Annotated in this window: 19 protein-coding genes and 2 pseudogenes; 15 read left to right on the top strand and 6 right to left on the bottom strand. The window is 62.6% G+C overall.

The window, feature by feature from the left end; translation table 11 throughout:
• The 3 genes and pseudogenes from GB927_RS32425 to GB927_RS32435 all read right to left on the bottom strand — a co-directional run.
• Positions 1–417 (bottom strand): annotated as a pseudogene (locus tag GB927_RS32425) (hypothetical protein); the annotation flags it as partial.
• On the bottom strand, positions 414–1,076 hold the full coding sequence (locus GB927_RS32430) for a TauD/TfdA family dioxygenase (protein WP_013368615.1): 663 nt from the start codon (positions 1,074–1,076) through the stop codon (positions 414–416). The pseudogene GB927_RS32425 and the gene GB927_RS32430, both read right to left, overlap by 4 nt.
• A 215-nt stretch (positions 1,077–1,291) precedes the next feature.
• Positions 1,292–3,052, bottom strand: a complete 1,761-nt coding sequence (locus GB927_RS32435) for a UvrD-helicase domain-containing protein (protein WP_256121316.1) — start codon at positions 3,050–3,052, stop codon at positions 1,292–1,294.
• A gap of 213 nt (positions 3,053–3,265) precedes the next feature.
• Here GB927_RS32435 and GB927_RS32440 point away from each other — a divergent pair, with 213 nt between their 5' ends.
• From GB927_RS32440 to GB927_RS32465, 6 genes are all read left to right on the top strand, one after another.
• Positions 3,266–3,751 carry a hypothetical protein gene (locus GB927_RS32440; protein WP_256121317.1) on the top strand — a complete coding sequence of 162 codons (486 nt, stop codon included), beginning with the start codon at positions 3,266–3,268 and terminating at the stop codon, positions 3,749–3,751.
• 163 nt (positions 3,752–3,914) lie between these two features.
• Positions 3,915–4,421, top strand: a complete 507-nt coding sequence (locus GB927_RS32445; RefSeq protein WP_160787995.1) for a hypothetical protein — start codon at positions 3,915–3,917, stop codon at positions 4,419–4,421.
• Complete coding sequence (locus tag GB927_RS32450; protein WP_117371539.1) at positions 4,414–6,375, top strand: AAA family ATPase; 1,962 nt, start codon at positions 4,414–4,416, stop codon at positions 6,373–6,375. Before GB927_RS32445 ends, GB927_RS32450 begins: the two co-directional genes overlap by 8 nt.
• Positions 6,372–7,139: an ATP-dependent metallopeptidase FtsH/Yme1/Tma family protein gene (locus tag GB927_RS32455; protein WP_117371538.1), complete on the top strand. Its 768-nt coding sequence runs from the start codon at positions 6,372–6,374 to the stop codon at positions 7,137–7,139. The genes GB927_RS32450 and GB927_RS32455 overlap by 4 nt, the downstream gene beginning before the upstream one ends.
• Before the next feature lie 330 nt (positions 7,140–7,469).
• Positions 7,470–9,845 (top strand): phosphoketolase family protein, encoded by a 2,376-nt coding sequence (locus GB927_RS32460; protein ID WP_256121318.1) that lies wholly within the window; start codon positions 7,470–7,472, stop codon positions 9,843–9,845.
• A 37-nt stretch (positions 9,846–9,882) separates the two neighbouring features.
• Complete coding sequence (locus GB927_RS32465; RefSeq protein WP_256121319.1) at positions 9,883–11,241, top strand: MBL fold metallo-hydrolase RNA specificity domain-containing protein; 1,359 nt, start codon at positions 9,883–9,885, stop codon at positions 11,239–11,241.
• A 15-nt stretch (positions 11,242–11,256) separates the two neighbouring features.
• Here the strand turns inward: GB927_RS32465 and GB927_RS32470 are convergent, their stop codons facing one another.
• A complete protein-coding gene (locus GB927_RS32470) occupies positions 11,257–11,835 on the bottom strand; it encodes a GNAT family N-acetyltransferase (protein ID WP_117371535.1) in 579 nt (192 codons plus the stop codon).
• Between the two features lie 140 nt (positions 11,836–11,975).
• Between GB927_RS32470 and GB927_RS32475 the strand changes: the two genes are divergently transcribed.
• Positions 11,976–12,797, top strand: coding sequence for a universal stress protein (locus GB927_RS32475; RefSeq protein ID WP_117371534.1), 822 nt, complete (start codon positions 11,976–11,978; stop codon positions 12,795–12,797).
• 39 nt (positions 12,798–12,836) lie between these two features.
• A pseudogene (gene mgtA, locus GB927_RS32480) lies at positions 12,837–15,415 on the top strand (magnesium-translocating P-type ATPase).
• 326 nt (positions 15,416–15,741) lie between these two features.
• Here the strand turns inward: mgtA and GB927_RS32485 are convergent.
• Together GB927_RS32485 and GB927_RS32490 are read right to left on the bottom strand one after the other, a co-directional pair.
• A complete protein-coding gene (locus GB927_RS32485) occupies positions 15,742–16,131 on the bottom strand; it encodes an ArsR/SmtB family transcription factor (protein ID WP_160787991.1) in 390 nt (129 codons plus the stop codon).
• 31 nt (positions 16,132–16,162) lie between these two features.
• The gene (locus GB927_RS32490; RefSeq protein ID WP_324256103.1) at positions 16,163–16,603 is read right to left on the bottom strand and encodes an ArsR/SmtB family transcription factor; all 441 of its coding nucleotides are present in this window, start codon (positions 16,601–16,603) and stop codon (positions 16,163–16,165) included.
• Here GB927_RS32490 and GB927_RS32495 point away from each other — a divergent pair.
• The 7 genes from GB927_RS32495 to GB927_RS32525 all read left to right on the top strand — a co-directional run bounded on the left by GB927_RS32495 (position 16,595) and on the right by GB927_RS32525 (position 25,601).
• A complete protein-coding gene (locus tag GB927_RS32495; protein ID WP_256121320.1) occupies positions 16,595–17,887 on the top strand; it encodes an NAD(P)/FAD-dependent oxidoreductase in 1,293 nt (430 codons plus the stop codon). The two genes, GB927_RS32490 and GB927_RS32495, sit on opposite strands and share 9 nt — an antisense overlap.
• Positions 17,888–17,926: 39 nt before the next feature.
• The gene (locus tag GB927_RS32500) at positions 17,927–18,130 is read left to right on the top strand and encodes a YgaP family membrane protein (protein WP_050746441.1); all 204 of its coding nucleotides are present in this window, start codon (positions 17,927–17,929) and stop codon (positions 18,128–18,130) included.
• Positions 18,131–18,195: 65 nt separating this feature from the next.
• A complete protein-coding gene (locus tag GB927_RS32505) occupies positions 18,196–19,209 on the top strand; it encodes an efflux RND transporter periplasmic adaptor subunit (RefSeq protein ID WP_210234715.1) in 1,014 nt (337 codons plus the stop codon).
• Positions 19,206–22,406, top strand: coding sequence for an efflux RND transporter permease subunit (locus tag GB927_RS32510; protein WP_256121321.1), 3,201 nt, complete (start codon positions 19,206–19,208; stop codon positions 22,404–22,406). The genes GB927_RS32505 and GB927_RS32510 overlap by 4 nt, the downstream gene beginning before the upstream one ends.
• Before the next feature lie 120 nt (positions 22,407–22,526).
• Complete coding sequence (locus GB927_RS32515) at positions 22,527–23,090, top strand: TetR/AcrR family transcriptional regulator (protein ID WP_425376507.1); 564 nt, start codon at positions 22,527–22,529, stop codon at positions 23,088–23,090.
• 118 nt (positions 23,091–23,208) lie between these two features.
• Entirely contained in the window at positions 23,209–24,402 is a 1,194-nt protein-coding gene (locus tag GB927_RS32520) for an efflux RND transporter periplasmic adaptor subunit (protein WP_160787988.1), read from the top strand.
• Positions 24,399–25,601, top strand: coding sequence for an ABC transporter permease (locus tag GB927_RS32525; RefSeq protein WP_023513024.1), 1,203 nt, complete (start codon positions 24,399–24,401; stop codon positions 25,599–25,601). The genes GB927_RS32520 and GB927_RS32525 overlap by 4 nt, the downstream gene beginning before the upstream one ends.
• Position 25,602 lies beyond the last annotated feature (1 nt).

Below are 25,602 nucleotides of genomic sequence, written 5' to 3' on the forward strand. Positions count from 1 at the left end.
ACGCTGCAGCTGCTCTTCCCGATGTCGATGCCCAAGATAGAAATCTGCATGGCTCTGCTCCTTTCCCTTCAAGAAAAGGACATCATACTCGATGTCCTCGGAAGGGCGGGCCATCCCATAACCAACAACCTCGCTGATTGCGATGGATCTCGGCGAGAACCTCTCTTCGAACGGAGTGAAGCCAAGCGAAAAATAGAGATTCGACCCATTTTTATCGGCTTCTGCAAGCAGCGCGGGGCTTACATTTGCCAGAGCGGCGCGGGCAAGAAATTCTAGAGCGAGGCTCGACCAGAGGGCGTATTCCCATTTATCGCTGTCATATTCATCCATGTTCTGGATGTTGCGCACAGCCTTCGCGTAGAGTGCCTCCGGGTCGAAGGTTGCCGGCGTTGCGCCCGGCTTGATTGTCGTCTTCATTTTAGCCCTCCCAAATATACCCTCTCAATAGAACGATCCTCTCGTCCTGGCGGTATCGGCGAACGGGCATGCAGCATGCGCCAGTTGTCGATTATCAGGGTATCCCCCGGACGAATGAGGGCAATCGACAAAGGGTCACGTTTCGCAAGCCAATCACGAATCTGGGCGTCGGCGGTGTCGCCAACTTTGCTCGCTGGCCGAAGAAATATTTCATCCCATCGTAGGAGGTCGGTGCCATCTGACGTACGTTCGAGCAGGCGAAGAAGCACAAGGGCTCCATGGCGGGGCCGGCGTGGCTTGAAGACTGCGCGTGCGAGAGTGTCTCGAGAAACGGAGTTGACGAGCTCGCGGCCATCGATCAGCAATGTGGGAACGTCATCATATCCAATCAGGCATCGTAGGAGTAAGTAGCGCGGTGGTGTCCGCCAATGGGCAAGATCGGTATGAAACGGAAAACGGCCCAGACCAAAGTTCCCGCTATATGTATTCGGAGCCGATTCTTCGCGAGGAATTAAAGTTTGGACAAGACCGCCTTCCCAAGGCGTGAGTGGATCACCGAGTTCGTTAGCGACTTCGACGATGTCAGCATTAGGGCGATGCTGGGAGATTAGGGCGTAGCCGCTTTCGGTAATTTTTTGTCTCAGATCGAACCCCATCATTTCTCAGTCATTCAAGTTGCCTTCTGGGCTATCGGCAGGGCGCCGACTCGATATCGAGCGACGGCATGATGTAGATTGCCCCGCGATCCATGCTGTCGAGGAAATGCGTCTTGCTTGAAATCGCGGGCCACTCGTACGTTTGATCATGTGAGACAACGGGCTCTGGTTGTGACGATAGTCTCCATGTGCTTCTTGAAGTGGGCTCAGAATTGCTCTCATGTTACGACCGGATCAGGAGGCAGGGCTACGAGATTGTTCTCACCAAACAGCTCTGTGAGCTTTGCTATCGCTGCGGGACTAACGAGTTGCGTGAACAGCAAAGCTAGGCGCACCTTGGGGCGTGAACATGCAACATAGAACAAATTCCGATTGTTCTCGAAGAAATCCTGTTTGTCAGCAGGAGGCGCTGCATCCATCCATTCTAGGGTCTGTACAAAGTTGTATTTGTTCCAGCCACGTCCCACGATCACCATAACATTCTCGAACTCCGCGCCCTTCACGCCGTGCTTCGTAGCAAATGGCGTGTGCCCGTCGATGAAACGATCCAACGCTATCAATTCCGTATAGTGAACCGTCCGTAGCTTTCTAAGCTGTGTAATCCGGCGGGGTTCCCCTTCTACGGGTTCATCTCCGACCTCAGCGAGCTTCGCTTCGCGTTGTTCCACAGCGGCAGGCAGCCGCATGTGCGGCTGGGCGGCGATGAAGTCGATTATCTCGCCAATCGTTCCAGTCTGCCGCAACGCAATGAGGACGTTCATGCCATTGGTCCAGGCGATCTTGTCTTCATGACGACGGATGCGCGGCATGCCCGACCCGAACGCCTCGAACATTTCCCCATACCGGTTGGCCTCGAACGCAGCGCAGGCGGGTTCAAGCTGGTCCGCAAGAAACTTGATGTGAGGATCATCCTTCTTCAACCAAGGATCGTTGAACTGGCCATAGATGCTCCGAATGTTCTCGTATCCTTGCTCCCGAGCAAGTATACTGTGGCTGAGCATCAGTATTTTTGTTTTCTCTACCGATAGATCCCAGCCCTCGGCTGCCAGCCGATCCTTCATATGCTGAAAGTAAGCACGAGCTGCCTCGGGACTGGTATCATCTTTCCAGTGGCCGCCTCCCTGTCCGGTTCGTCGCTGCCCCGGCCAGTTGTTTGTATGAAATACACGGGTCTCACCCTGTGCAGCGGGATCGCTAACCATCTGCGGCAAGTCTGGACGCATACGGTTGAGGACCTGCACAATCGGATCAACGGACCGGAAGTTCGCTTGCTTGTCTATAACCTCCAGTGCCTGGTGTTCCACCAGCCCACATCCCTCGCCGTAAATCTTCTGCCAGTGGTCTCCGAAAAGACCGATCAAGGGGCCTTCACCTCGATCAAGAAACCACTCTTTCAACGCATCAACGAAACCGGCATCCGTGTCCTGATATTCGTCGATAAGCAGAATGGGATATCGTGAAGTCAGAACCCGACGAAATTTGGGGCGACTCATCGCCTGAATCATCAGCGACAATACATCTTCATGGCGAAGTGACACCTGATCGTCTGTCACGCCGGGGTAGCCAAGTTCATAATGAATACGACGATGACCGACGCCGCCGGTTTCCGCAAGCCGCTCCTCCCATGTCGGCAACCCGGGAACCAGTTCACGCAGCGTAGGCTGAAAATCCTGAAGGACTGACCAGCAAAAACCGTGCACGGTTTCGGGTCTCACCGCAGGGTGCGCGTTCGTTCTGGCAATGATCTCGTCCTTGGCGACGTTGGTGTAGGTGATGCAGCCGATCTGTTGGCGCTGCCGCAGCAACGCGGAGCCTTGCTTTTCAATCAATCTGCGAAGTGCTCTCTCAAGAGAATAGGTTTTCCCAGCTCCGGCGCCCGCCTCTAGACGAAAGCTGCGTCCTTCATCCAGGCAAGCGAACATGCGTTCCAGAGCAATGCGACCAGCGGCATCTGCGGGGCTTTCTTGTCCCTCAGCCATGTTCGCCTCCCTGGATGGGGGCGATCTCGACCCCGGCAGCTTCGGCGAGGATTTCGACCGCTACGGCCACTGGGGGAGGCACAGGGGCCGGATTACCCTGTGCCAACCATCTCAAACCTTCAGAGATGTAACGGGGAACAATCCACTCTCGACGTCAAACGGTCGCTCGCATCCTATGGCGACACGAGCCGTCTCGAGGAGCTGAAGCTCAAAATGATGGCCTCGGCCATGGTCCTGCCGGACTGGCTCTACAAGAACCAGAAGCGGCTGATGGTGGATGCGGTCGAAGTCGCGATCGTCGATGGCGCCAGCCGCCCGAGCGATCATGCCAGTGGTGTCTGGGCGCTGTCCGAACTCGATGACCTCTTGGAGATCGACGGCGTTGCCGCCTGCATGGCCGAACTGCGCCAGCGCTTCGCCATCCGGGTGCAGCAGCTTCTCGAGGCGGAGGCGCGCAAGGCGCTCGGCGACATGGAGCAGCCTGTCTTCGCGCCGAATACGATCGTCGCGCCTGCACCCATGTGCTCGCGGATCAATCTCAACGGGCCGAGCCGGACTTACGAAGAAGACCAGGCGGCGCGCTCATACGATGATGATCACGATCGCGACGAACGGGGCTTCGATGATGGGTCCGATGAGGATGAGCCGACACCGGCCTTCATCCGGATCGGCTTTGCCCGGCGCCCTGCCAGGCACTGAGCCCCGTCGCACATTGCTCGCTACTGCCCGATGGCCTGACCGCCACGCCCTGACGATTGTCGTCAGGTGTCGCGTGGTGATCCCTCGCGTCAAGGCCGCAGCTTTCCCATCCTGTTCTTCTTATGAGCGCTGGGCCCGAATGTGGTCCGGTCAAGGAGTTCCCATGACTTCCGACATCAATCCGGATGTGCCGCCACGCATCCGCTGCGAGGCGATCCCGCCGTCCTCGACGTCCCAGAACCTCGTCTGCCATCGTGCGCACGGCACTGTCCTGCGCTATCTCGGATACGGTGCTGGCCGCCCGACCGGCGACGATCCCGCGCATCTGATCGGCCTGGCGCTCGGCCATGTCCGGCAGGGTACGGGCTTGACCGGCCTCGTACCGGATACGGTCATCGGCCGATTGCAGACCCATGCCGATACAGGCAACCCGGCCTGCCGCCTGCTGCTCGACTGGCTTTCCAGCCGTAATCGCGATCTGGCGGTCTCGACTCAGCCGGATGCGGGCAGTCCGGGTTCGGCCAAGCCCCGTCCTCTTCGCCGCCTGATCCGGGAGCGTCGCCAGGCAAGACCGGGCAGTCTGAAGAAGCGATGGCCGACCAAGGGGCAACCGCCCAGCGGCAAAACGGCAATTATTGCCGCGATGACGGAGGGGCGGATCGATGAATAAGCTGTCCCGCCTGTTCCTGCGTCGCCTCGAACGCATCGCCCGGCGCGAAGCCCAGCGCAACGCCCATCTCAATGGCCTCTTGTCGTTGAAAATCGTCGAAGTGGGCGGGCACGTTCTGCGGCGCTACTCGCCAGCCTTCGAAACCGCGTCTCTTTCCGGAGACCACGACCGCGACGTGGCGTGGGTTCGTCGGAACTTCGGCGGCTACCTTCTGCCGCCGCCTCAGCAGTCCGACATTGTAACGACTGAAGGTAAGTCGCCGACATCTTTCCTGCCGTCTCTCTACCGGCTCGGTCAAGTGACAGCCAGCGATCATGTCGCGGCAATCGATCACAAACGCCGTGCCTATGCCGTCGGTCTGGTCGGGCGGGCGGGCAAGGCGCCGCTGATCAGCAACATCGTCGCGGCCCTCGTGCTGGCCCGTGCGATCGAGAACGGTCGTGTGCCGCTTGCCAGGATCGTCCGTGCTGCCGCCATGTCGGCGCCTGTCGTCGCGCTGCATGGGCCGATCGTCGGCTTTGAGCAGGCCATGCGCCGCCTCATCGAGACACCGGGCTTCGTGCCGGGCGGCGCCTTGAGCGGCATCGATGGAGAATACGTCTATGATGACGGCACCTTTGCCGGACCCGAGGGTGCAGGCCGTACGTACATTCAGTTCCTCGGACATAGCATCGCGCGCATCGCCGGCGCCACGCTTCGGCGCCGGCTGGTGAATGCGACGACGCGTGACTATCCTGTCGTTGCGATCAGCGAGAAGGCGGAGGCCATCCCGTCCGACATCGCCATTGCCGCCGACATCGGCCTTGCGGCAGGCAGGCTGGACTATCCCTTCCTCAGTGCCATGGTGGAGGCGATGCATGGTGCCAACGGTATCACGGCGCTGGAGCAATGGTCGACGGCCTACGACGCGCATTACCTGACGATCGATGATGTCGTGCTGGCGTTCCGGCCGGGGCGCAGCGCATCCCAGGTCATTGCCGTGCTGGCGTCCCTCACCGAGCGCAATCGTGTTGCCGCTCGGGAGGATGACGATGATGACGACGAACCGGCATCCAAAGGCGCTGGCAAATCATCGAAGTCGAAGCAGGATGCGAAATCGTCGGAGAAGTCCTCATCCGGAAAAGATAGCGGCGGTGGATGGAAACGCGACAAGCTGTCAGGCGCCGAGGTCATCCAGCCGGAGCCATGGGGACCGGGAGAAAACGATCGTCCGTCGCTCGTGGTCGAGACGCTCGCCGGTTACGGCAAGGCCAAGACCTGGGCGCTGGATCTGAAGGCTGATCTGGCCGATCACAGGGCGGGCGCTCTCGCCTGGTCGGACATGAGCACCAAACTTCTGCTCCATGGACCGCCCGGGACCGGAAAGACGACTTTTGCTCGGGCGCTTTGCAACAGCCTGCAGATTCCGCTGGTCGTCACATCCGTATCGACTTGGCTGCAGGGCGGGCATCTCAACGACGTCATCGACCGGATGAGCAAGACCTTCGTCGAGGCCCGGGCCATGGCGCCGGCGATCCTGTTCATCGACGAGATCGATGGCATCGGCAAGCGGCAGCCGGCCGAACGGGAATATGCCGACTATTGGAACACCATCGTTAACAAGGCGCTCGAGTTGTTGGACGGGGCGGTCAAGAGCGAGGGGTTGATCATCGTCGGCGCGACGAACCGGCCCCAGGAGATCGATGATGCGCTGAAACGCTCCGGACGCCTGGAGACGCATATCGAGATCCCCTTGCCGGATATCGCCACGCTCACGGAAATCTTCGCTCACCATCTCGGCGATGATCTCGCATCGCTGGTCGATGGAAAGGCGTCGGATGAGACCAAGGCCGATGAGGTGGGTTCCGAGGCCGCGGGGATGAGTGCCGACGAGGCAGAAGCACCCAACATCCAGGCCGATCGGGACAGCGACGAACACACCTTGAGGGACGCTCGGGAAGGAGCCGCGACATGACAATGACATCGAAGCACATTGAACCGGGTACGCTTGAAGCGGCCGTGTCCCTTCTGAAGCGGCTGGCAACGAGGGCGATGGGGCTGACCGGCGCCGATATCGAGCGGATCGTTCGCCAGGCGCGGCTGAAGGCCCGCCGCGAAAAGCGGTCGATCCGGTATGAAGATCTCGAGGATGGTATCCGGATGGACCGGCCGCAGGTGCCGTATGATTTGCGCTGGCGCTTCGCCATCCATGAGTCTGGTCACGCAGTCGTACATCATGCCTTGAGGTTGGGGCCGATCCATGGGCTCAACATCGATGCGCCCGGAGGCGGCGGCTACAGCCAGCTCGGATTCACCGCATCCGGCAGCGATACGCTGGGCTACCGTGAGGACATGCTCGCCATGCTCATGGCGGGGCGCGCCGCCGAGCAGATCGTCGTCGGCAAGGTGTCCGCCGGATCGGGTGGCTCCGATGACAGCGATCTGGCACGGGCCACGAAGATGGCGCTCGCCATGGAGCGGTCCCTCGGCTTCGGGGCGACCCAGCCGCTGCTCTACCGCGATGATAAGGACCCGACCGCCGTGCTCGATGCTAATCCCGATCTCGCAGCCCGCATCCATGCGCGCTTGGAAAAGGCATTTGCGAGGGCGGTCGAGATTGTCAATGAGAACCGCGATAAGCTTGATGCGCTCACCAACGCGCTGTTCGATGCGCAGGCTTTGGATGGCGAGGCCGTAAGACGCCTCCTCAAAGACGGTGATCGACCGCCTTCCGTGTAGACTGTGATTCGGGCGAGCATCGATTGCCGTCGGTGATTGCTCCGATGTTGAGTCAACGTCAGTTTGCCATCAAACGGGGTAAGGCGGCGCGCTTGGACAGAGGACGTTTTGGCGAGTCTCGCCGTTCGTTGAGCTAAATCAAGATCCATTGCGCGAAAACGTCTAGGGTGAGACCATATCGGACGGAAGACAGGAGTTCGCTCCGCATGACCTTGTATCGGCCTTGGTCGGACGCGGCGTCGTGGTTGCTCAGGGACCATTAGGCCTATTTGCGCAATCTCCTCGAATGCGAACGTCGGCCTTTTCGATCCGGCCGCAGGGAGAGAATGCATGGCGAATGATCCTGACCTCGAAGACCTCGCGCTGATCGACCGCTACTGGCGGGCGGCCAACTATCTTTCGGTGGGCCAGATCTACCTGATGGACAATCCGCTGCTCCGCGAGCCTTTGAAGGCGGAGCATGTGAAGCCGCGCCTTCTCGGCCACTGGGGCACGACGCCGGGCCTCAACTTCATCTATGCCCATCTCAACCGCATCATCCGGGCGCGCGACGCCGATGTCCTCTATATCTGCGGCCCCGGCCACGGCGGGCCGGGCATGGTGGCCAATACCTATCTGGAAGGCACCTATTCGCAGGTCTATCCCGAGATCGGCGAGGATGAGGCGGGGCTGAAGGCGCTGTTCCGGCAGTTCTCCTTCCCCGGCGGCATTCCGAGCCACGCGGCCCCCGAAACGCCCGGCTCCATCCATGAGGGCGGCGAACTCGGCTATGCGCTGGTGCATGCCTATGGCGCGGCCTTCGACAATCCGGGCCTCGTCGTCGCCTGCGTGGTGGGGGATGGCGAGGCCGAGACCGGCCCGCTCGCCGCCGCCTGGCATTCCAACAAGTTCCTCAGCCCCGTCAGCGACGGCACGGTGCTGCCGATCCTCCATCTCAACGGCTACAAGATCGCCAACCCGACCGTGCTGGCGCGCCTGCCGGACGAGGAGCTGGCCCATCTCTTCACCGGCTACGGCTACGACCCGATCTTCGTGGAGGGGCATGAGCCGCAGGCGATGCACAGGGCCATGGCGGCCGCGCTCGACGCCGCCTTCGACCGCATCGCGGCCATCCGCGCCGCGGTGAAGGACGAGCCCGCCCGCCGGCCGCGCTGGCCGATGATCGTGCTGCGCAGCCCCAAGGGCTGGACGGGGCCGAAGGAGGTGGACGGCAAGATGGTGGAAAACCATTGGCGCTCCCATCAGGTGCCCGTCTCCGAGTGCCGCACCAACGCCGCCCACCGCGACATCCTCGAAGCCTGGATGCGCAGCTACGATCCCGAAGACCTCTTCGATGCGGATGGCCGCCTGAAGCCGGAGCTGCGGGCGCTGGCACCCACGGGCGCGCGCCGCATGGGCGCCAGTCCGCACGCCAATGGCGGCGTCCTTCGCAAGGAGCTGCGCACGCCCGATATCGGCGCCTATGCGGTCGCCGTGGAGCGGCCCGGCGCGGTCGAGGCACAGGCGACGAAGATCCTCGGCGACTACCTGCGCGACGTGCTCCGGCTGAACGCGGCGGATCGCAACTTCCGCGTCTTCGGGCCGGACGAGACGGCCTCCAACCGGCTCTCCAGCGTCTTCGAGGCGACGGACCGGGTGTGGATGGCCAAGACGCTGCAGACGGACGACCACCTCGCGCCGGAAGGCCGCGTCATGGAAGTGCTCAGCGAGCATCTGTGCCAGGGTTGGCTGGAGGGTTATCTGCTTACCGGCCGGCACGGCTTCTTCTCCTGCTACGAGGCCTTCATCCACATCGTCGATTCGATGTTCAACCAGCATGCGAAATGGCTGAAGGTGGCGCGCGAGCTGCCCTGGCGCAGCCCCGTCTCCTCGCTCAATTACCTGCTCACCTCCCATGTCTGGCGGCAGGACCACAATGGCTTTTCCCATCAGGACCCCGGCTTCATCGACCTCGTCGCCAACAAGGGGGCGGATATCGTGCGCGTCTACCTGCCGCCGGACGCCAACACGCTGCTATGGGTCGGCGACCATTGCCTGCGGACATGGAACCGCATCAACGTCATCGTGGCCGGCAAGCAGCCGGCGCCGCAATGGCTGGCGATGGACGAGGCTACCCGCCATTGCGAGGCCGGGCTCGGCATCTGGGACTGGGCGGGCACGGAAGGCGGGCTCGAACCCGACGTAGTGATGGCGGCGGCCGGCGACGTGCCGACCATGGAGACGCTCGCGGCGGTCGACCTGCTCCGCCAGGCGGTGCCGGGCCTTCGCATCCGCGTCGTCAACGTCGTGGACCTGATGGCGCTGCAATCGCCGCAGCATCACCCGCACGGCATCGACGATGCGGCCTTCGACCGGATTTTCACCCGCGACCGGCCCGTGGTCTTCGCCCATCACGGCTATCCCTATCTCATCCACCGGCTGGTCTACAAACGCACCAACCATCCGAATTTCCACGTCAGGGGCTTCATCGAGGAGGGCACGACGACCACGCCCTTCGATATGGCCGTGATGAACCGGCTCGACCGCTACCATCTTGCCATGGAGGCCATAGAGCGCCTGCCGGCCCTTGCCGCGCGCCGGCCCGGCCTCATCGCCGCGCTGGAGGCGAAGCTTGACGCGCACCATGCCTATGTGCGCGAGCACGGCGAGGACATGCCCGAGATCCGCGACTGGAAGTGGCCCTATCCGCGGCCGGAAGCGCCTTAGCGGATCGAGGAGCACATCGGGGAAGGGGAGGCAGGACATGCTGTCATTGAAATCGCTCGGCGGTGCCGGGACCGTCACCGGCTCCAAGCATCTCCTCCGTCTCGGCGAGCACCGTATCCTTGTCGATTGCGGCCTGTTCCAGGGCCTGAAGAACCTGCGCGAGCTCAACTGGGCGCCCTTGACGGTGGCGCCGCGCGACATCGACGCGGTGATCCTCACCCATGCACATCTCGACCATTGCGGATACCTGCCGCGCCTCGTGCGCGAGGGTTATCGCGGCAAGGTCCATGCGACGCCCGCCACTCGCGACGTCGCCGAACTGATCCTGATGGACAGCGGCCATCTTCAGGAGAAGGACGCCGAATTCCTCAACCGGCACAAGCTGTCGCGGCACCAGCCGGCTTTGCCGCTCTATGGCGTCGGGGATGCGCAGCGGGCGGTGGAGCATTTCTCGACCGCCGAGTTCGGTCAGAGAGTGCGGCTTGGCGGGGATGCGTCGTTCCGCTTCCATCCCGCCGGCCATATTCTCGGCGCGGCATGGGTGGAACTGGAGTGGGGTGACCGAAATATCGTCTTTTCCGGCGATATCGGCCGCTACGGCGATCCGCTGATGCCCGATCCCGCCCCTACCGTGGAGGCCGACTATATCCTCGTCGAATCCACCTACGGCAACCGCATCCACGACAGGAGCGACCCGGCCGAGGCGCTGCGGGTGGTCGCCGAGCGGACCATCGCGCGCGGCGGTACGCTCGTCATCCCGGCCTTTGCGGTCGGCCGCGCGCAGGAACTGCTCTACTATTTTTGGAAGCTGAAGCGGGCGGGGCATCTCGGCGAGATCCCGCTGTTCCTCGACAGTCCCATGGCCATCGAGGCGACCGGGCTCATGGGTCGGCACCTGCCGGACCACCGCCTCGACGCGAAGACCTGCAGGGACGTCTTCTCCATCGCCCGCTGCACCGGAGACGTCGAGGCGTCGAAGGCGATCAGCGCCAGCCGCTTCCCCAAGATCGTCATCTCCGCCTCTGGCATGGCGACGGGCGGGCGCGTGCTGCATCATCTGAAAGCCTTTGCGCCCGATGCGCGCAACACGATCCTGCTCGCCGGCTTCCAGGCCGCGGGCACGCGCGGGCGCGCGCTTCAGGACGGGGCGAGGGAACTGAAGATCCACGGCTCCTGGGTGCCGGTCAATGCGGAGGTGGCGCATCTCGACATGCTCTCGGCCCATGCCGATGCCGGCGAGCTGATGCGCTGGCTCTCCACCTGCCCGCGCCCGCCGCGCAAGGTCTTCATCGTGCACGGTGAGCCGGAAGCCTCAGAGGCGCTGCGCATCCGCATCGGGCGGGAGCTCGGGTGGGAAAGCGTGGTGCCACGTCTCGACCAGGAATTCGAGCTGTGAGCCGCAAGGCCCGGCTCAGGTGAGGCGGAGGTCCTTGCGGATCAGGATGAGCGTCGGATCGTCGGGATAGGGAACGGCGAGGAAGCCCTGTTCGCGTTCCAGCTCGATGGCCTCGCGGTTCTCGCGGCTTTCCAGCGATTCCAGCGCCTCGGCGCCGCGAGCCTGCGCGTAGCGGGCCGCATGGCGCAGCATTTCCCAGGCGACGCCCTTGTGCTTGTCCTCCGCGCGTACCGAGATCGCCACCTCGGCCTTTTTCGTCGACGGGTCGCAGGCGACCATCGCCGCCGCGATGATGGTCCCGCTGTCCTCGGCGAAGGCGAGGAAGTGCTCGGTCGCGCGGTGATCGACCCGCGTCATCGCGACGAGGCGCTCATGGCTCACCTCGCGCACGCCGCCGAGGAAACGGAAGCGCAGGTCCGCGGGCGCCAGACGGGCGAAGAAATCGCCGAGCGCCGCCTCGTCCTCGGGGCGGACCGGGCGAATGCGCAGCACGAGCCCGCTACGCGTCACCAGATCGCAGCGCCAGAGGTCGGCGGCTTCTAGCGCGGCGGAGGCGTCCGCCCGCTCCGGCTGGTCATGATGAGGATCCGTCATCGCGGTTCTCCTTCGCAAGGGTCTGGATCGATACTATCATTGTGCGCCCGCCGCCGCGACCGGGCCTTGATCCGCGTCAAGGCGCCGTCCCCCGGCGGGGCTATCCTTTGCCGCGACAGACAGGACGGAGGAACAGTCCCATGAGCTACAAATCCATTCTCGTGAACCTGGATATCGACGGGCCGGCCGAGCCGGTGGTCAAGGCGGCGAGCGAGCTGGCGCAGCGCTCCGGCGCCCGCCTGATCGGCTTTTGCGCCGCCGACGCCTACCTGCCGGTGACGGGCCCCGAAGGCGTGGCGCTCGCCACCGAAGTGATGCAGCAGATGCGGGAAGACGACGAGCGCCGCTTCAAGGAGTTGCGTGCCGAATTCGAGAGGCTGGTCGCCGGCGCGGTCGAGACCGGATGGCGCCAGGCCACGGAAGGACCGACCTATGCGCTCGTGCAGATGGCGCGGACGGCAGATCTCATCGTTACCCAGGCACGGCGCGGGGCGACGACGGGCGACCGGGCGCGCGCCGCTGATCCGGGAAGCGTCGCCCTGCAGGCGGGCCGGCCGCTCCTGGTGGTGGGGGCCGGCACGGAGCAGCGCGTCGGCCGCAAGGTCGTCGTCGCCTGGAAAGACACGAAGGAGGCGCGGCGGGCGGTGTTCGATGCCGTGCCGCTGCTTCAGGATGCAAACGACGTCGTCGTCGCCACCGTCGCCTCCACGATCGACCAATGGGCCCGCGAGGGCATCGCCGACGTGGTCTCGTTCCTCGCGCGGCACGGCGTTGCGTCGCGCAGCGAGACCGTGGAGAGCCACCGGGAAAGCGAAAGCCTGGTCGAATTGATCGACAGGCACGACGCTGATCTCGTCGTATCCGGCGCCTATGGACACAGCCGTTTGAGGGAATGGGCCTTCGGCGGCGTGACGCGCTCGCTGCTCGACGAGATCCGGCTCAACCGCTTCATGTCGAACTGACAGACATCAATCGGGGCGGCCAGGAGCGGAGACATGCATATGCAGCCGGAAACGTTCTCACCGAAGACCGTGGATGCCGCGTATTGGTCTATCCCCGCCGACACGCTTCTCACCGGGCTGGAAGGCCGCGCGGACGGCCTTTCCTCCGAGGAGGCGAAGGCGCGCCTTGCCGCCTTCGGCGACAACGCGATCCATGCACGGCGCGGCTCCTCGGCCGTCGCGGCGTTCCTGCGCCAGTTCCGCAGCCCGCTCGTGCTGATCCTCATCTTCGCGGCCGGCGTCTCGGCCGTCGTCGGGGAGGGGAGCGAGGCGGCGATCATCGCCGTCATCGTACTGGCGAGCTGCATCCTCTCCTTCACGCAGGAGCACGGCGCCTCGCGCGCGATGGAGGCTCTGACCGCGCGCATCGGGCGCAAGGCCCTCGTGCTGCGCGACGGCAGGGAGACGCCGATCCCCGTCGAGGAGGTCGTGCCCGGCGACATCGTCCGGCTCTCGGCGGGAAACCCATCCCGGCCGACGGCATCCTGCTGGAGACGCGCGAGCTCAATGTCAGCGAGGCGGCGCTGACGGGCGAAACCTTCCCGGTGGTCAAGACTGCGGGCGTCTGCCCGCCGGCGGCGACCGTCGGCCAGCGGACGAACGCGGCCTTCACCGGCACCTCCGTGCGCAGCGGGACGGCGACGATGGCCGTGGTGAAGACGGGCGGGCAGACGGAGTTCGCCGCCATCGCCGCGGCCATCGCGCATGTCGCGCCGGAGACGGAGTTCGCGCGGGGCATCCGCCGCTTCGGCTATCTCATGACGAAGATCATGCTGGTCATCGTCATCCTCGTCTTCTTCGCCAATCTCCTGCTGCACCGGCCGGCGGTGGATTCGCTGCTGTTCTCGCTGGCGCTCGCGGTGGGCCTGACGCCGGAGCTGCTGCCGGCGATCATCAGCGTGACGCTGGCGCGGGGCGCCCGCACCATGGCGGCGAACGGCGTCATCGTGCGCCGGCTGGAGGCCATCGAGAATCTCGGCAGTATGGACATCCTGTGCACGGACAAGACCGGCACCCTCACCGAGGGCGTCATCCATCTCGACGCCTGCCTCGACGTTGCCGGGGCCGAGGCGCAGGAGGTGCGGCTCTGGGCACTCCTCAACGCTACCCTCCAGACCGGTATGGCGAACCCGCTCGACGAGGCCATCGCCGCCGGTAAGCGGCCGGAAGACGACCTTGCCGGCTATATCAAGGCGGACGAGATCCCCTACGACTTCATTCGCAAGAGGCTTTCGGTCGTCGTCCGCCGGCCGGGCGAGGCGGAGGATCTCGTGATCTGCAAGGGGGCGGTGCAGACCGTCGTCGCCGCCTGCTCGTCCGTGATGGAGGCCGGCGCGACTGTTCCCCTTGACGAGGTGCAGGCTGCCAGGATCGACGAGACGGTGCGAGCCTGGAGCGGGAAGGGCTATCGCGTGCTCGGGCTCGCCGTGCAGCGTTTTGCGCGGAAGGATGCCTATCGAGCCGAGGACGAGGCGGGGCTTGCCTTTGCCGGCTTCCTGCTCTTCCTCGATCCGCCCAAGGCGGGCATGGCGGAAACGCTGAAGGCCATCGCCGTGCGCGGCATCAGGGTGAAGGTCATCACCGGCGACAACCGCCATGTCGCCGCCCATCTGGCCGAGATCGTCGGCCTGCCGCACCGCCGCATCCTGACGGGAGAGGAAGTGCACAGCCTGACGAAGGAGGCGCTCGTCCGCCGCGTCACGCAGAACGACATCTTCGCCGAGATCGACCCGAACCAGAAGGAGCGCATCATCGCGGCGCTGCGCGGGCACGGGCATGTGGTCGGCTATCTCGGCGACGGCATCAACGATGCGCCGGCCCTGCACGAGGCCGATGTCGGCATTTCCGTGGACGGCGCGGTGGACGTGGCGCGCGAGGCCGCCGACATGATCCTGCTGCAACGCGACCTCGGCGTGCTGCTGCGCGGGGTCAACGACGGGCGCAGGACTTTCGCCAACACGATGAAGTACATTTCCATCACGACCAGCGCGAATTTCGGCAACATGGTCTCGATGGCCTTCGCCTCGCTCGCCCTGCCGTTCCTGCCGTTGCTCGCGCCGCAGATCCTGCTCAACAATTTCCTGTCGGACGTGCCGTCGCTCGCCATCGCCACCGACAATGTCGACGCCGATCAGGTCCGCACGCCGCGGCGCTGGGACATCGCTTTCGTGCGCCGCTTCATGGTGACCTTCGGGCTGATCAGCTCGCTCTTCGACTTCGTGACCTTCGCCTTCCTGCTGTTTGTCGCGAGGGCAACGGCTGAACTCTTCCAGACGGGCTGGTTTGTCGAATCGCTGATTACGCAGCTTGCTATCGTATTGGTCGTGCGTACCCGGGTCTCCTTCTGGCGCAGTCGGCCGAGCAAGTTGCTCTCCGGTCTGACACTGGTCATCGGGCTCCTCGCACTTGCAATTCCCTATTTGCCGGGTGTGGGCTGGTTTGGCTTCGTTGCATTGCCTTCACCGGTTCTTGGTGGCCTGGTCACGATCACGTTTGCCTACCTGGCGGCTTCGGAAACGGCAAAGCACTGGTTCTTCGCGCACGAGCGCCACCATGGCAACGCAAAGCGTAGTCTTTGACCCGCATAAGGCATGTGCGCGGCAATGGTTGATGATATCCGTAAAGGAGATCGCCATGCCGCGCTGGATCCTCACCATAGCCGGCCATCCCGATCTTGAATCAGTTGGGCGCTGCCTTCTGCCGAAGGTTGTTACCGGTGACGGGCTCGGGCAGGGACCCCAGAAAATGCCGGTCACCCTCCCTCCACATTGACGGGGATCAAGGTCGTGGCGGCACGCTTCAAACTCATCAATTCTGCCGTTTGCGGGGGCTTGAAACTTGAAAAGACGTGGGCGCCAAATGGGTAAAGGGTAGCCGTGCGGCCTGTTTCGAATGCCACTGGCTATCATTGATGTTTCTGTCGCAGCAATTGATCAATGCCTCTCAAAGAGCGCACGATCGAAGGATCGTCAGGAATACTGTAAAGGATATGTCGCCCATCGCGACGCGGGCGAACGAATCCCGCGTTACGAAGTTTCGCCAGATGCTGCGAGAGCGATGGTTGCCTGATATCGAGGTCGATCCCGATTTCTTCTACCGAGCGCTCATCACCTGTCAGCAGGTAGTCAAGAATGAGCAAGCGCTTGTCGTTTGCGAGTAGTTTCAGGAAAGCCGCAGCTTCATCCTTGTTCGGCAGCGCAAGGCAAATGCGTCGAAGGTCTGGAAGGAAGGATGGTCGATCCGGCGTGCCGGGATCGCTTTTCTCGAACTGGGTTGCCGTTCGCTGCTCCACCATCATTTCCTCCATTCGCACGACCGTTTCGCGGCTACTTGCCTCTGTTCGGCGGGCAGAACGCGTCGTGCAAAGCCTGCACGACAGTCAGGATTTCCGGTCGGACAATCGAGTAATAGACAGTCGTTCCCTCGCGCCGCGCCTCGACCAGCCCGTCCGCTCTCAACCGCATAAGTTGTTGCGACATCGGCACTTGTTCGATTGCCAGTCCTTGTCGCAGTTCGGCGACCGATCGTTCACCATCGACCAGCGCGCACAGAACGAGCAGCCGCTGGGGGTGCGACAGACTGCGCATCAATTCGGCGGCCTTTTCGGCGGCCGGTATCATTTCCTCTACATTCATACTCTTGAATTTAAAACCTTTGAATGTTAGATGCAAGCCATAAAGCCTGGAAGCGTCTGAATTGAATGGCCTCCGGCAACCAGAAGTGGGCAGACCCATCATAGAAACAGCGGAGCGAAAGCCATGACTCATATTGTCATTCTCGGCGCAGGCCTCGGTGGAATCATCATGGCCTATGAGATGAAACGCAAGCTCCGGCGTGAAGATCGCCTGACCGTCGTCAATCTCGGCTCCAGCTATTCCTTCGTTCCTTCCAATCCATGGGTCGCGGTTGGCTGGCGGCAGCCGCAGGACATAACCGTCGATCTCGTTCCCGTTCTGAAGCAGCATGGAATCGCACTCAGGCCCGAGGGAGCACGTCGGGTCCAGCCCGCGCAAAACCGCGTCGAACTCAATGACGGCTCCCTTCTCGATTATGACTTCCTGATCATTGCTACCGGCCCCGCCCTTGCCTTCGATGAGGTGCCGGGCCTGGGACCCGATGCTCATACCCAATCCATCTGCCAGATCGGCCATGCGACCCAAGCGAAGACCGCATCCGACGCACTGGTGAAACGGCCCGGTCCCATCGTCGTTGGAGCTGTGCAAGGCGCCTCCTGCTACGGTCCGGCCTACGAGTATGCCTTCATCCTCGACACGGCGCTGCGCAATGCGCGGGTGCGGGATCAGGTTCCGATAACCTTCGTCACGCCCGAGCCCTATATCGGCCATCTCGGGCTTGATGGCGTTGGCGACACCAAGGGGCTGCTCGAAAGCGCCTTGCGCGAACGTCATATCAAGTGGATCACCAATGCCCGGACGACGACGGTCGAGCCTGGCAAGCTGATCGCCGAAGAGGTCCACGACGATGGCACCGTCAAGGCAACCCACGAACTGCCCTTCGCCTTCTCGATGATGCTGCCGGCCTTCCGCGGTGTGCCGGCGATCGCTGGTATAGAAGGGCTGACCAATCCGCGCGGTTTCGTCGTCATAGACAAGCACCAGCGCAATCCGGCTTTCCCGAATGTCTTCGGCATCGGGGTCTGCGTTGCCATTCCGCCGGTCGGCAAGAGCCCGCTCGCGGTCGGCGTGCCGAAGACCGGCTTCATGATCGAATCCATGGTGACAGCGACGGCCGAAAATATTGCCGCTCTGCTGAAGGGTGAGGAGCCAAGGGCCGTCGCGACCTGGAACGCCGTCTGTCTCGCCGATTTTGGCGATGATGGCATTGCCTTCGTCGCGCAGCCGCAAATTCCCCCGCGCAACGTGAACTGGGCGTCACGCGGCAAATGGGTCCATGCCGCCAAGATCGGGTTTGAGAAATACTTCCTGCTCAAGGTGCGGCAGGGCAAGGCCGACACGTTCTACGAAAATCTCGTGCTCAACATGCTGGGCGTCGGGAAGCTGAAGGATATCCGCATCGAAACCGCCGAGTAGGTCACACCCCTCGGTTTCAAACACACTGGAGTATTCAAAATGACGATCGATCGCGCCGTATTGATGTTTGCCGGCTGCATGGTCCTGCTGTCCCTCGCGCTCGGCTTCTATGTCTCACCATGGTGGTATCTGCTGAACGTCTTCGTCGGTTTCAATCTGATCCAATCGTCGCTCACCGGGTTTTGCCCTGCGGCGATCCTGTTCAGGAAGCTCGGCTGTCCGGCGGGTGTCGCGTTCAAATAGCCGTCAGGTTTTCTTTTTAACGACCGTCGCGTGGAACGCCGGTCTTCTTTGGAAGCAATCCCTTCATGTATCGTCCGACCCCTTACCCTCGCGCGGCAATGCTCGCCCTGCTCGTGGCTTTTACGAGCCATGGCGCATACGCAGCCGACTTCATCGTGAAAACGACGACTGTTCCGAACATGAAGGCTGTGTTCGGGCAGGTCGAGAGCCGTATCGTGCTGCCGGCGCGGGTTCGCACCGGCGGCTCGGTGCGCGAACTGCGCGTCAGCCAGGGGGACGAGGTCAAGGAAGGCGACGCCATCGCTGTCATCGTCGATGACAAGCTCTCGCTCCAACTCGACGCCGCCCAGGCCAAAATCGATGCTCTCAGTTCCCAACTCGACAATACCAAATTGCAACTCGAGCGGGCGCAGCAATTGAGGGCAAGCGGCGCCGGTACGCAAGCCAGCCTCGATCAGGCCAGAATGCAGTTCGAGGTGGCGACCAATCAGGTGGTGGCGGCTCGGGCCGACAAGACCGTTATCGAACAAAGCACTCGGGAAGGCACCGTTGTCGCGCCTGCCACAGGCCGTGTCCTGACCGTGCCGGTGACGCTCGGCTCGGTCGTCCTGCCGGGCGAGGAGATCGCGCGCATTGCTCCCGGCCCCTACTATCTGCGTCTTTCTCTGCCGGAGCGCCATGCGGCCGATATCGTGCAGGGAGCAAATGTCACAGTCGGCGAGCGCGGCCTGAAACGGTCGCCGGATCAATCCGAAACGAGGCTTCCGGGTCGGATCGTCAAGGTCTACCCAGAAATCGTCGATGGACGTGTCACCGCCGATGTCGAGGTCGCCGGCATCGGCGATTATTTCGTCAATGAGAGGACCCTCGTATCGATCCCGGTGGGCAAGCGCTCCGTGCTTGCTGTGCCGCCGGAAGCGGTGCGGACGCTGCATGGGATCGACTACGTACGTGTCGCTGGAATAGGGGGCGCGATCGATGTGGCTGTCATCATCGGCGAGCGTTTCGAAGATAACGGCCAGCCCCGCATCGAAATCCTCACCGGCCTTCATGACGGCGATCGGATCGTGCTGCCATGACGCCGCCAAGACTTAATCTCGGTCTGGCCGGTGGCTTGACCCGTGCCTTCATCGGCTCGCCGCTAACGCCGCTCTTCTTGCTGGCCGCCTTCGTCCTGGGGCTGGTTGCACTGGTATCGTTGCCGCGCGAGGAGGAGCCGCAGATCTCGGTGCCGATGGTCGATATCCGCGTACAGGCGAACGGCTTGAAGACCGAGGATGCGGTCAAGCTCGTAACCGAACCGCTCGAGACCATCGTCAAAGCGATCGACGGCGTCGAACACGTCTATTCCCAGACCGAGGATGATGGTGCGCTCGTCACGGCGCGGTTTAAGGTCGGCACCAATGCCGATGCCGCGATCCTGCGGGTGCATGAGAAGGTCCGGGCGAACATGGACCGCATCCCCGTCGGCATTCCCGATCCGCTGATCGTAGGACGCGGGATCGACGATGTGGCGATCGTCGTCGTTACGCTGCGGCCAACACAGAAGAGCGCCGGGCACTGGACCGCCAACGGGCTGACAAGGCTGGCGCGCGAGCTGCAGGTCGAGGTCGCCAAGCTGCCTGATATCGGCCTCACCTATATCGCTGGCGAGCAGCCCGAGCAGTTCGAGGTCGAGCCAGATCCGGAAAAGCTCTCGCTCTATGGCATCACCCTTCAGCAACTCGCCGCCAAGATCGAGGGGGCAAACCGTTCCTTCCGCGTCGGCACGGTGCGCGAAGGCGGCCAGCAGCGCGCGATTGTTGCCGGGCAGACGCTGCAGGAGCTCTCCGAAATTGGCAACATCCTTCTCACCGCGCGCGACGGCAGGCCCGTCTATGTGCGCGATGTCGCAAAAACGGTCCTTGCCACCTCGCCGGCGGAGGCCCGTGTCACCGATGTCCGTTCGACAGCAGATGGGCTGCAAAGGGTTCCGGCGGTTTCTCTTGCGATCGCCAAGAGGCCAGGCACCAATGCCGTGGTCATTGCCGATGATATCGTAAGGCGTCTGGAGCAGACCCGCGGCCAGATCTTTCCGAAGGATGTCGAGATGACGGTCACGCGCGATTACGGCGAGACCGCCAACGAGAAGGCGAACGAGCTCCTGTTCCATCTTGGGCTCGCAACCGTCTCGATCGTCTTCCTGGTCGCCATTGCCATCGGCTTGCGCGAGGCGATGGTGGTCGCGGTCGTCATTCCGATCACCATCCTGCTCACGCTCTTCGCGTCCTGGCTCATGGGCTATACGCTGAACCGTGTCAGCCTGTTCGCCCTGATCTTTTCGATCGGCATCCTGGTCGACGACGCCATCGTCGTCATCGAGAACATCGCCCGCCACTGGGCCATGCAGGACGGCCGATCGCGCAGCGCGGCCGCTGTCGACGCCGTTGCCGAGGTCGGCAACCCGACCATCGTCGCCACGCTGACCGTCGTGGCTGCGCTCCTTCCGATGTTGTTCGTGTCGGGGATGATGGGACCCTATATGAGCCCGATCCCGGCGAACGCCTCGGCAGCGATGCTGTTCTCTTTCTTCGTCGCGGTGATCCTTACGCCCTGGCTGATGATGAAGCTCGGCCGGAAGGAGGCAGTGCGCGGACACGCTCATGCCGCGGCCGATGGAGGGCGTCTCGGCAGAATTTACGCGATGGTCGCGCGGCCTGTCCTGCGGAGCCGCGCCCGGGCCTGGGCGTTCCTGCTGGTCGTCGGCATGGCCACGATCGCGTCGCTTGGCCTTCTCTACACCAAGCACGTCACCGTCAAGCTGCTGCCCTTCGACAACAAGACCAACCTTCAAGTGATCGTCGACCTGCCCAAGGGCTCTTCGGTCGAGGATACGGACCGGACATTGCAGCAAATGGTGGAGCGGCTGGGCGACATGCCGGAGATCGTATCCTTCCAGACCTATGCCGGAACAGCGTCACCTTTCGACTTCAATGGATTGGTGCGGCACTATTATCTGCGCGCCGAACCGCAGCAGGGCGATATCGTCGTCAACCTTCTGCCCAAAGGCTCGCGCGGCCGCGCGAGCCATGCGATCGCCCTTGATATTCGCAAGCGCCTCGAGGGCCTTGCGCTGCCGCAGGGAACAGTGGCGAAAGTGGTGGAACCGCCGCCTGGCCCGCCTGTGCTGGGGACGCTGCTGGCTGAGATATACGGACCGGACGCCGAGACGCGCCGTGCCGTCGCCGGAAAGGTTCGCGAGGCCTTCAAGAGCGTGCCCTTCATCGTCGACGTCGACGACAGCTACCACAATCAGCCGCAGCGTATGCGTGTCGCGATCGACCAGGACAATCTCGATTATTATCGGGTCGAGCAGTCCGACGTCTATGACACGTTGCGTTATCTCTATGGCGGCACCACGGTCGGCTATTCGCATCGCGGCGGCGGCCGTCAGCCGATCCCGATCCGCATCGCCCTGCCGAAGGGTGAGAAGGTGATCGACGAACGCGCGCTCACCACGCCGGTCCCGGCCAACGCGCTGCCGGCGGGCCTTGGTGTCGTCGAACTCGGCGACGTCGTGTCGGTCTCCGAGCAGCCGGCATCGTATCCTGTCTTCCGGCACAATGGCCGGGCGGCGGAGATGGTCATGCCAGAGCTTGCCGGCGCTTACGAAGCGCCGATCTACGGCATGCTCGCCGTGAACGATGCGATTTCCAAGGCGGATTGGGGCAATGTTCCGAAGCCGGTGATCGCGCTCCACGGTCAGCCCGATGACGAAACCCGCCCGATCCTGCTCTGGGATGGCGAGTGGGAGGTGACTTGGGTTACTTTCCGCGACATGGGCGCGGCGTTCATGGTGGCGATCCTCGGCATCTATATCCTTGTGGTCGCGCAGTTCGGCTCGTTCAAGCTTCCGCTGGTCATCCTGACGCCGATCCCGCTCACCTTCATCGGCATCATGCTCGGGCATTGGCTGTTCGCGGCGCCGTTCACGGCAACCTCGATGATCGGGTTCATCGCGCTTGCCGGCATCATCGTGCGCAATTCGATCCTGCTGGTGGATTTCATCCGCCATTCCGGGGGGCAGGGCAGGCCAATGGTCGATGTACTGCTTGAGGCCGGCTCCGTCCGCTTCAAGCCGATCCTGCTGACCGCGCTCGCCGCGATGATCGGCGCGGGCGTGATCCTGACCGACCCGATTTTCCAGGGGCTCGCCATCGCGCTGCTGTTCGGTCTCGTCTCCTCGACGCTTCTCACGGTGCTCGTCATTCCGGCGATCTATGTGGCGCTGAAATGATCGGCGCTTGCATAGCCTCTTGAAAAATGGTCTAAATTGTAAGATAGTAATTAATTACTATCTTTGGGGTAACCGCTGATGCCGCGCTCGACCAACCTCTCAGCTCCGGAACGACGCAGGGTGACCGTCGAGACCGTCATCGATCTGGCGGCCGAACAAAACCCTGCGGACATTACGACCGGAGCGATCGCGCAGCGCATGGGTGTGACACAAGGCGCCTTGTTCAGGCACTTCCCATCGAAGGACGCCATTCTTCAGGCGGTTATGGAGTGGGTAGCGGAGCGCCTTCTGGCGCGCATCGACAAGGCCACGTCCGCGACGTCCTCTCCGATTGACGCACTGGAAGCGGCATTCTTCGCGCATATCGAGTTCATCATGGAACATCCCGGTGTGCCCAGGATGCTGTTCGGCGAACTGCAGCGCGCGGAGCAGACCCTTGCCAAGCGAATGGCGCATACTTTGATCCAACGCTACGGCGAGCGTCTCGGGCGGCTCATCGCGGACGGCAAGGAGCAGGGTGAATTCGCCGACACGCTGGATGACAAGGCCGCCGTAGCGCTCTTCATCGGGGCGATCCAGGGTCTTGTCATGCAATCCCTGCTAGTTGGCGATGTTGCGCAGATACGTGCAATCGCCCCAGGTGTTTTTGCGTTGTATCGGCGCGCTGTCGAGGTGCCGAGATGATCGATCGGCATTCCTCGGCGACGAAATCTCCCGTTCGCTCGATCAAGACGACGTCAGCGAGGCGCGTCACCCCCATCGCAGATCATTCAATGACGCAGATTTGCCTGGAGGCAGGTCGATGAAACTGCCTTCAATGCAGCGCCGCACACTGTTGCTCATTGGCGTTGGAGCTGTGACCGCGGCCTTGTTTGGCTATGTGGTCCTGCGCTCCGGCCCTCTCGCGCCGGTGTCCGTTACGACTGCCGTCGTCGAGGCCCGTTCGATTTCACCGGCGTTGTTCGGCATTGGCACTGTCGAAGCGCGTTTCTCCTACAAGATCGGCCCCACCAGCGCGGGACGTATCGGCAGGATTCTTGTTGATGTGGGTGATCAGGTTCGATCCGGCCAGACCCTGGCCGAAATGGACCCGGTAGACCTTGATGCCCGCATCGCGGCACTTGAAGCGGCGATCGGCCGAGCGGAAGCGTCGATCAAAGTCGCCGAAGCGCAGGTGGTCGATACCAGGACGCGCAAGGATTACGCACTTGCTCAGGCGAAGCGGTATGAAGAACTCTGGAAGACCCGCGCCGTGAGTGAGGTCGCAGTCGAAACGAAGCGGCAAGAGAGCGAGGTGGCGCAGGCCGCTCTCTCGGCCGCTCAGTCCAATCTTCTCGCTTCGCAGCAGGATCTCCATCGTAACCGCGCCGACCGTGACGGTCTGGTCAAGCAGCGGGAGAACCTGGTTCTGCTTGCGCCGGTAGACGGTGTCGTTTCCGCAAGAAAAGCAGAACCGGGAACGACCGTGGTCGCAGGCCAATCGGTCGTGGAAATGATTGATCCAAAAAATCTCTGGATCAATGCCAGGTTCGATCAGATTGCCGCCACGGGCTTGCGGCAGGATTTGCCCGCCACGATCGCGCTGCGCTCACGCGCCGGCGAGGGATTACCGGGAAGCGTTGCGCGGGTGGAAGTCCTTGCGGATGCGGTGACGGAAGAAAATCTTGCAAAGGTGAACTTCGACACGCTTCCCGTGCCGCTGCCCTCAATTGGCGAGTTGGCCGAAGTATCGGTCGCCCTGCCCGAGATCGCCGCCTCGCCGACCATTCCGAATGCCGCGGTCCAGAACCTCGGCGGCAAGTTGGGTGTCTGGAAGATCGAAGGTGGGAAGATCCGGTTTACGGTTGTCCAACTGGGGGCTGCCGACCTGGAAGGAACCGTGCAGATCACGAAGGGTCTGAAAATTGGCGACGAGATTGTCGTCTACAGCGCCTCGAAATTGCTCAGCACGAGCCGCATTCGTGTCGCTGACAATCCGGCGGAGCTCCTCAAATGATCAGTCTTGCCGGACGCGACATTTTGCATTCCTGGGGGAAGTTTGTCTTCACGGGTGTCGGTCTGGGTCTGCTGATCGGTGTGACCTTCACCATGGCAGGCGTCTATCGGGGGATGGTCGATGACGGCAAGGTGCTGCTCGACAATAGTGGCGCCGATATGTGGGTTGTCCAGCAGAACACGCTCGGTCCATACGCCGAGTCCTCGAGCATCAACGATGACATTTACCGCATGATCCTGGCGATCCCCGGTGTCGAGCGAGCCGCCAACGTGACTTATCTTACAATGCAGGTCCGCAAAGGAACCTCCGACGTGCGATCCATGGTGGTGGGCGTTGCGCCAGGGGACATGGCGACACCTGGCCGACCGCCCTTCCTTGTCGCCGGGCGGCACATCACGCGCAGCCACTACGAGGCGGTTGCCGATGTCGCCACTGGTTTTTCTCTGGGAGACAGGATCGTTGTCCGAAGGAACCATTTTACCGTTGTGGGTTTGACGCGACGGACGGTGTCGTCGGGCGGCGACCCGATGGTCTTCATCCCGCTGAAGGACGCGCAGGAAGCGCAATTCCTCAAGGACAACGACTCCATTGTCCGTCAGCGCCGGCGCACTAGCGAGAATCCCGAGTTCAATCGGCCGGGCGTTCCCGGCTTGCTGGACGCCATCATCGCCTCGCAAAACAGCAACCCTTATGTAAACGCCGTTCTGGTGCGCACCAAACCGGGATACGACCAGGACCGGATCGCGACAGACATCGCGAGGTGGAAGCGACTGACGGTCTACACCCGCCCGCAGATGGAGGAGATTCTGGTCGGTAAGCTGATCGCCACCTCGGCCAAGCAGATCGGCATGTTCCTCGCGATCCTGGCCGTTGTCAGCGCAGCGATCGTCGCCTTCATCATCTACACACTGACAATGGACAAGATACGCGAGATCGCTGTGCTGAAGCTGATCGGTACCCGCAATCGCACGATCGCATCCATGATCCTGCAGCAGGCAATCGTGCTCGGGCTGATCGGCTTCGTCGTTGGCAAGATCACGGCGACCTTTGCAGCGCCGTTGTTTCCGAAATTCGTCCTTCTTCTTTCCGCCGATACGATCATCGGCGTTATCGTTGTCATCGCCATATGCGCGCTCGCCAGCATCGTCGCGATCCGGATGGCGTTGAAGGTCGACCCCGCCGAGGCGATCGGTGGCTGAG

Source organism: Shinella lacus (assembly GCF_010994755.1).
Classification (GTDB): domain Bacteria; phylum Pseudomonadota; class Alphaproteobacteria; order Rhizobiales; family Rhizobiaceae; genus Shinella; species Shinella lacus.

Excerpts from the sequence above, each read along its gene's own strand:
- GB927_RS32430 (WP_013368615.1), bottom strand. The coding sequence starts at position 1,076 with ATGATGGGGTTCGATCTGAGACAAAAAATTACCGAAAGCGGCTACGCC.
- GB927_RS32435 (WP_256121316.1), bottom strand. The coding sequence starts at position 3,052 with ATGGCTGAGGGACAAGAAAGCCCCGCAGATGCCGCTGGTCGCATTGCT.
- GB927_RS32440 (WP_256121317.1), top strand. The coding sequence starts at position 3,266 with ATGATGGCCTCGGCCATGGTCCTGCCGGACTGGCTCTACAAGAACCAG.
- GB927_RS32445 (WP_160787995.1), top strand. The coding sequence starts at position 3,915 with ATGACTTCCGACATCAATCCGGATGTGCCGCCACGCATCCGCTGCGAG.
- GB927_RS32450 (WP_117371539.1), top strand. The coding sequence starts at position 4,414 with ATGAATAAGCTGTCCCGCCTGTTCCTGCGTCGCCTCGAACGCATCGCC.
- GB927_RS32455 (WP_117371538.1), top strand. The coding sequence starts at position 6,372 with ATGACAATGACATCGAAGCACATTGAACCGGGTACGCTTGAAGCGGCC.
- GB927_RS32460 (WP_256121318.1), top strand. The coding sequence starts at position 7,470 with ATGGCGAATGATCCTGACCTCGAAGACCTCGCGCTGATCGACCGCTAC.
- GB927_RS32465 (WP_256121319.1), top strand. The coding sequence starts at position 9,883 with ATGCTGTCATTGAAATCGCTCGGCGGTGCCGGGACCGTCACCGGCTCC.
- GB927_RS32470 (WP_117371535.1), bottom strand. The coding sequence starts at position 11,835 with ATGACGGATCCTCATCATGACCAGCCGGAGCGGGCGGACGCCTCCGCC.
- GB927_RS32475 (WP_117371534.1), top strand. The coding sequence starts at position 11,976 with ATGAGCTACAAATCCATTCTCGTGAACCTGGATATCGACGGGCCGGCC.
- GB927_RS32485 (WP_160787991.1), bottom strand. The coding sequence starts at position 16,131 with ATGGTGGAGCAGCGAACGGCAACCCAGTTCGAGAAAAGCGATCCCGGC.
- GB927_RS32495 (WP_256121320.1), top strand. The coding sequence starts at position 16,595 with ATGACTCATATTGTCATTCTCGGCGCAGGCCTCGGTGGAATCATCATG.
- GB927_RS32490 (WP_324256103.1), bottom strand. The coding sequence starts at position 16,603 with ATGAGTCATGGCTTTCGCTCCGCTGTTTCTATGATGGGTCTGCCCACT.
- GB927_RS32500 (WP_050746441.1), top strand. The coding sequence starts at position 17,927 with ATGACGATCGATCGCGCCGTATTGATGTTTGCCGGCTGCATGGTCCTG.
- GB927_RS32505 (WP_210234715.1), top strand. The coding sequence starts at position 18,196 with ATGTATCGTCCGACCCCTTACCCTCGCGCGGCAATGCTCGCCCTGCTC.
- GB927_RS32510 (WP_256121321.1), top strand. The coding sequence starts at position 19,206 with ATGACGCCGCCAAGACTTAATCTCGGTCTGGCCGGTGGCTTGACCCGT.
- GB927_RS32520 (WP_160787988.1), top strand. The coding sequence starts at position 23,209 with ATGAAACTGCCTTCAATGCAGCGCCGCACACTGTTGCTCATTGGCGTT.
- GB927_RS32525 (WP_023513024.1), top strand. The coding sequence starts at position 24,399 with ATGATCAGTCTTGCCGGACGCGACATTTTGCATTCCTGGGGGAAGTTT.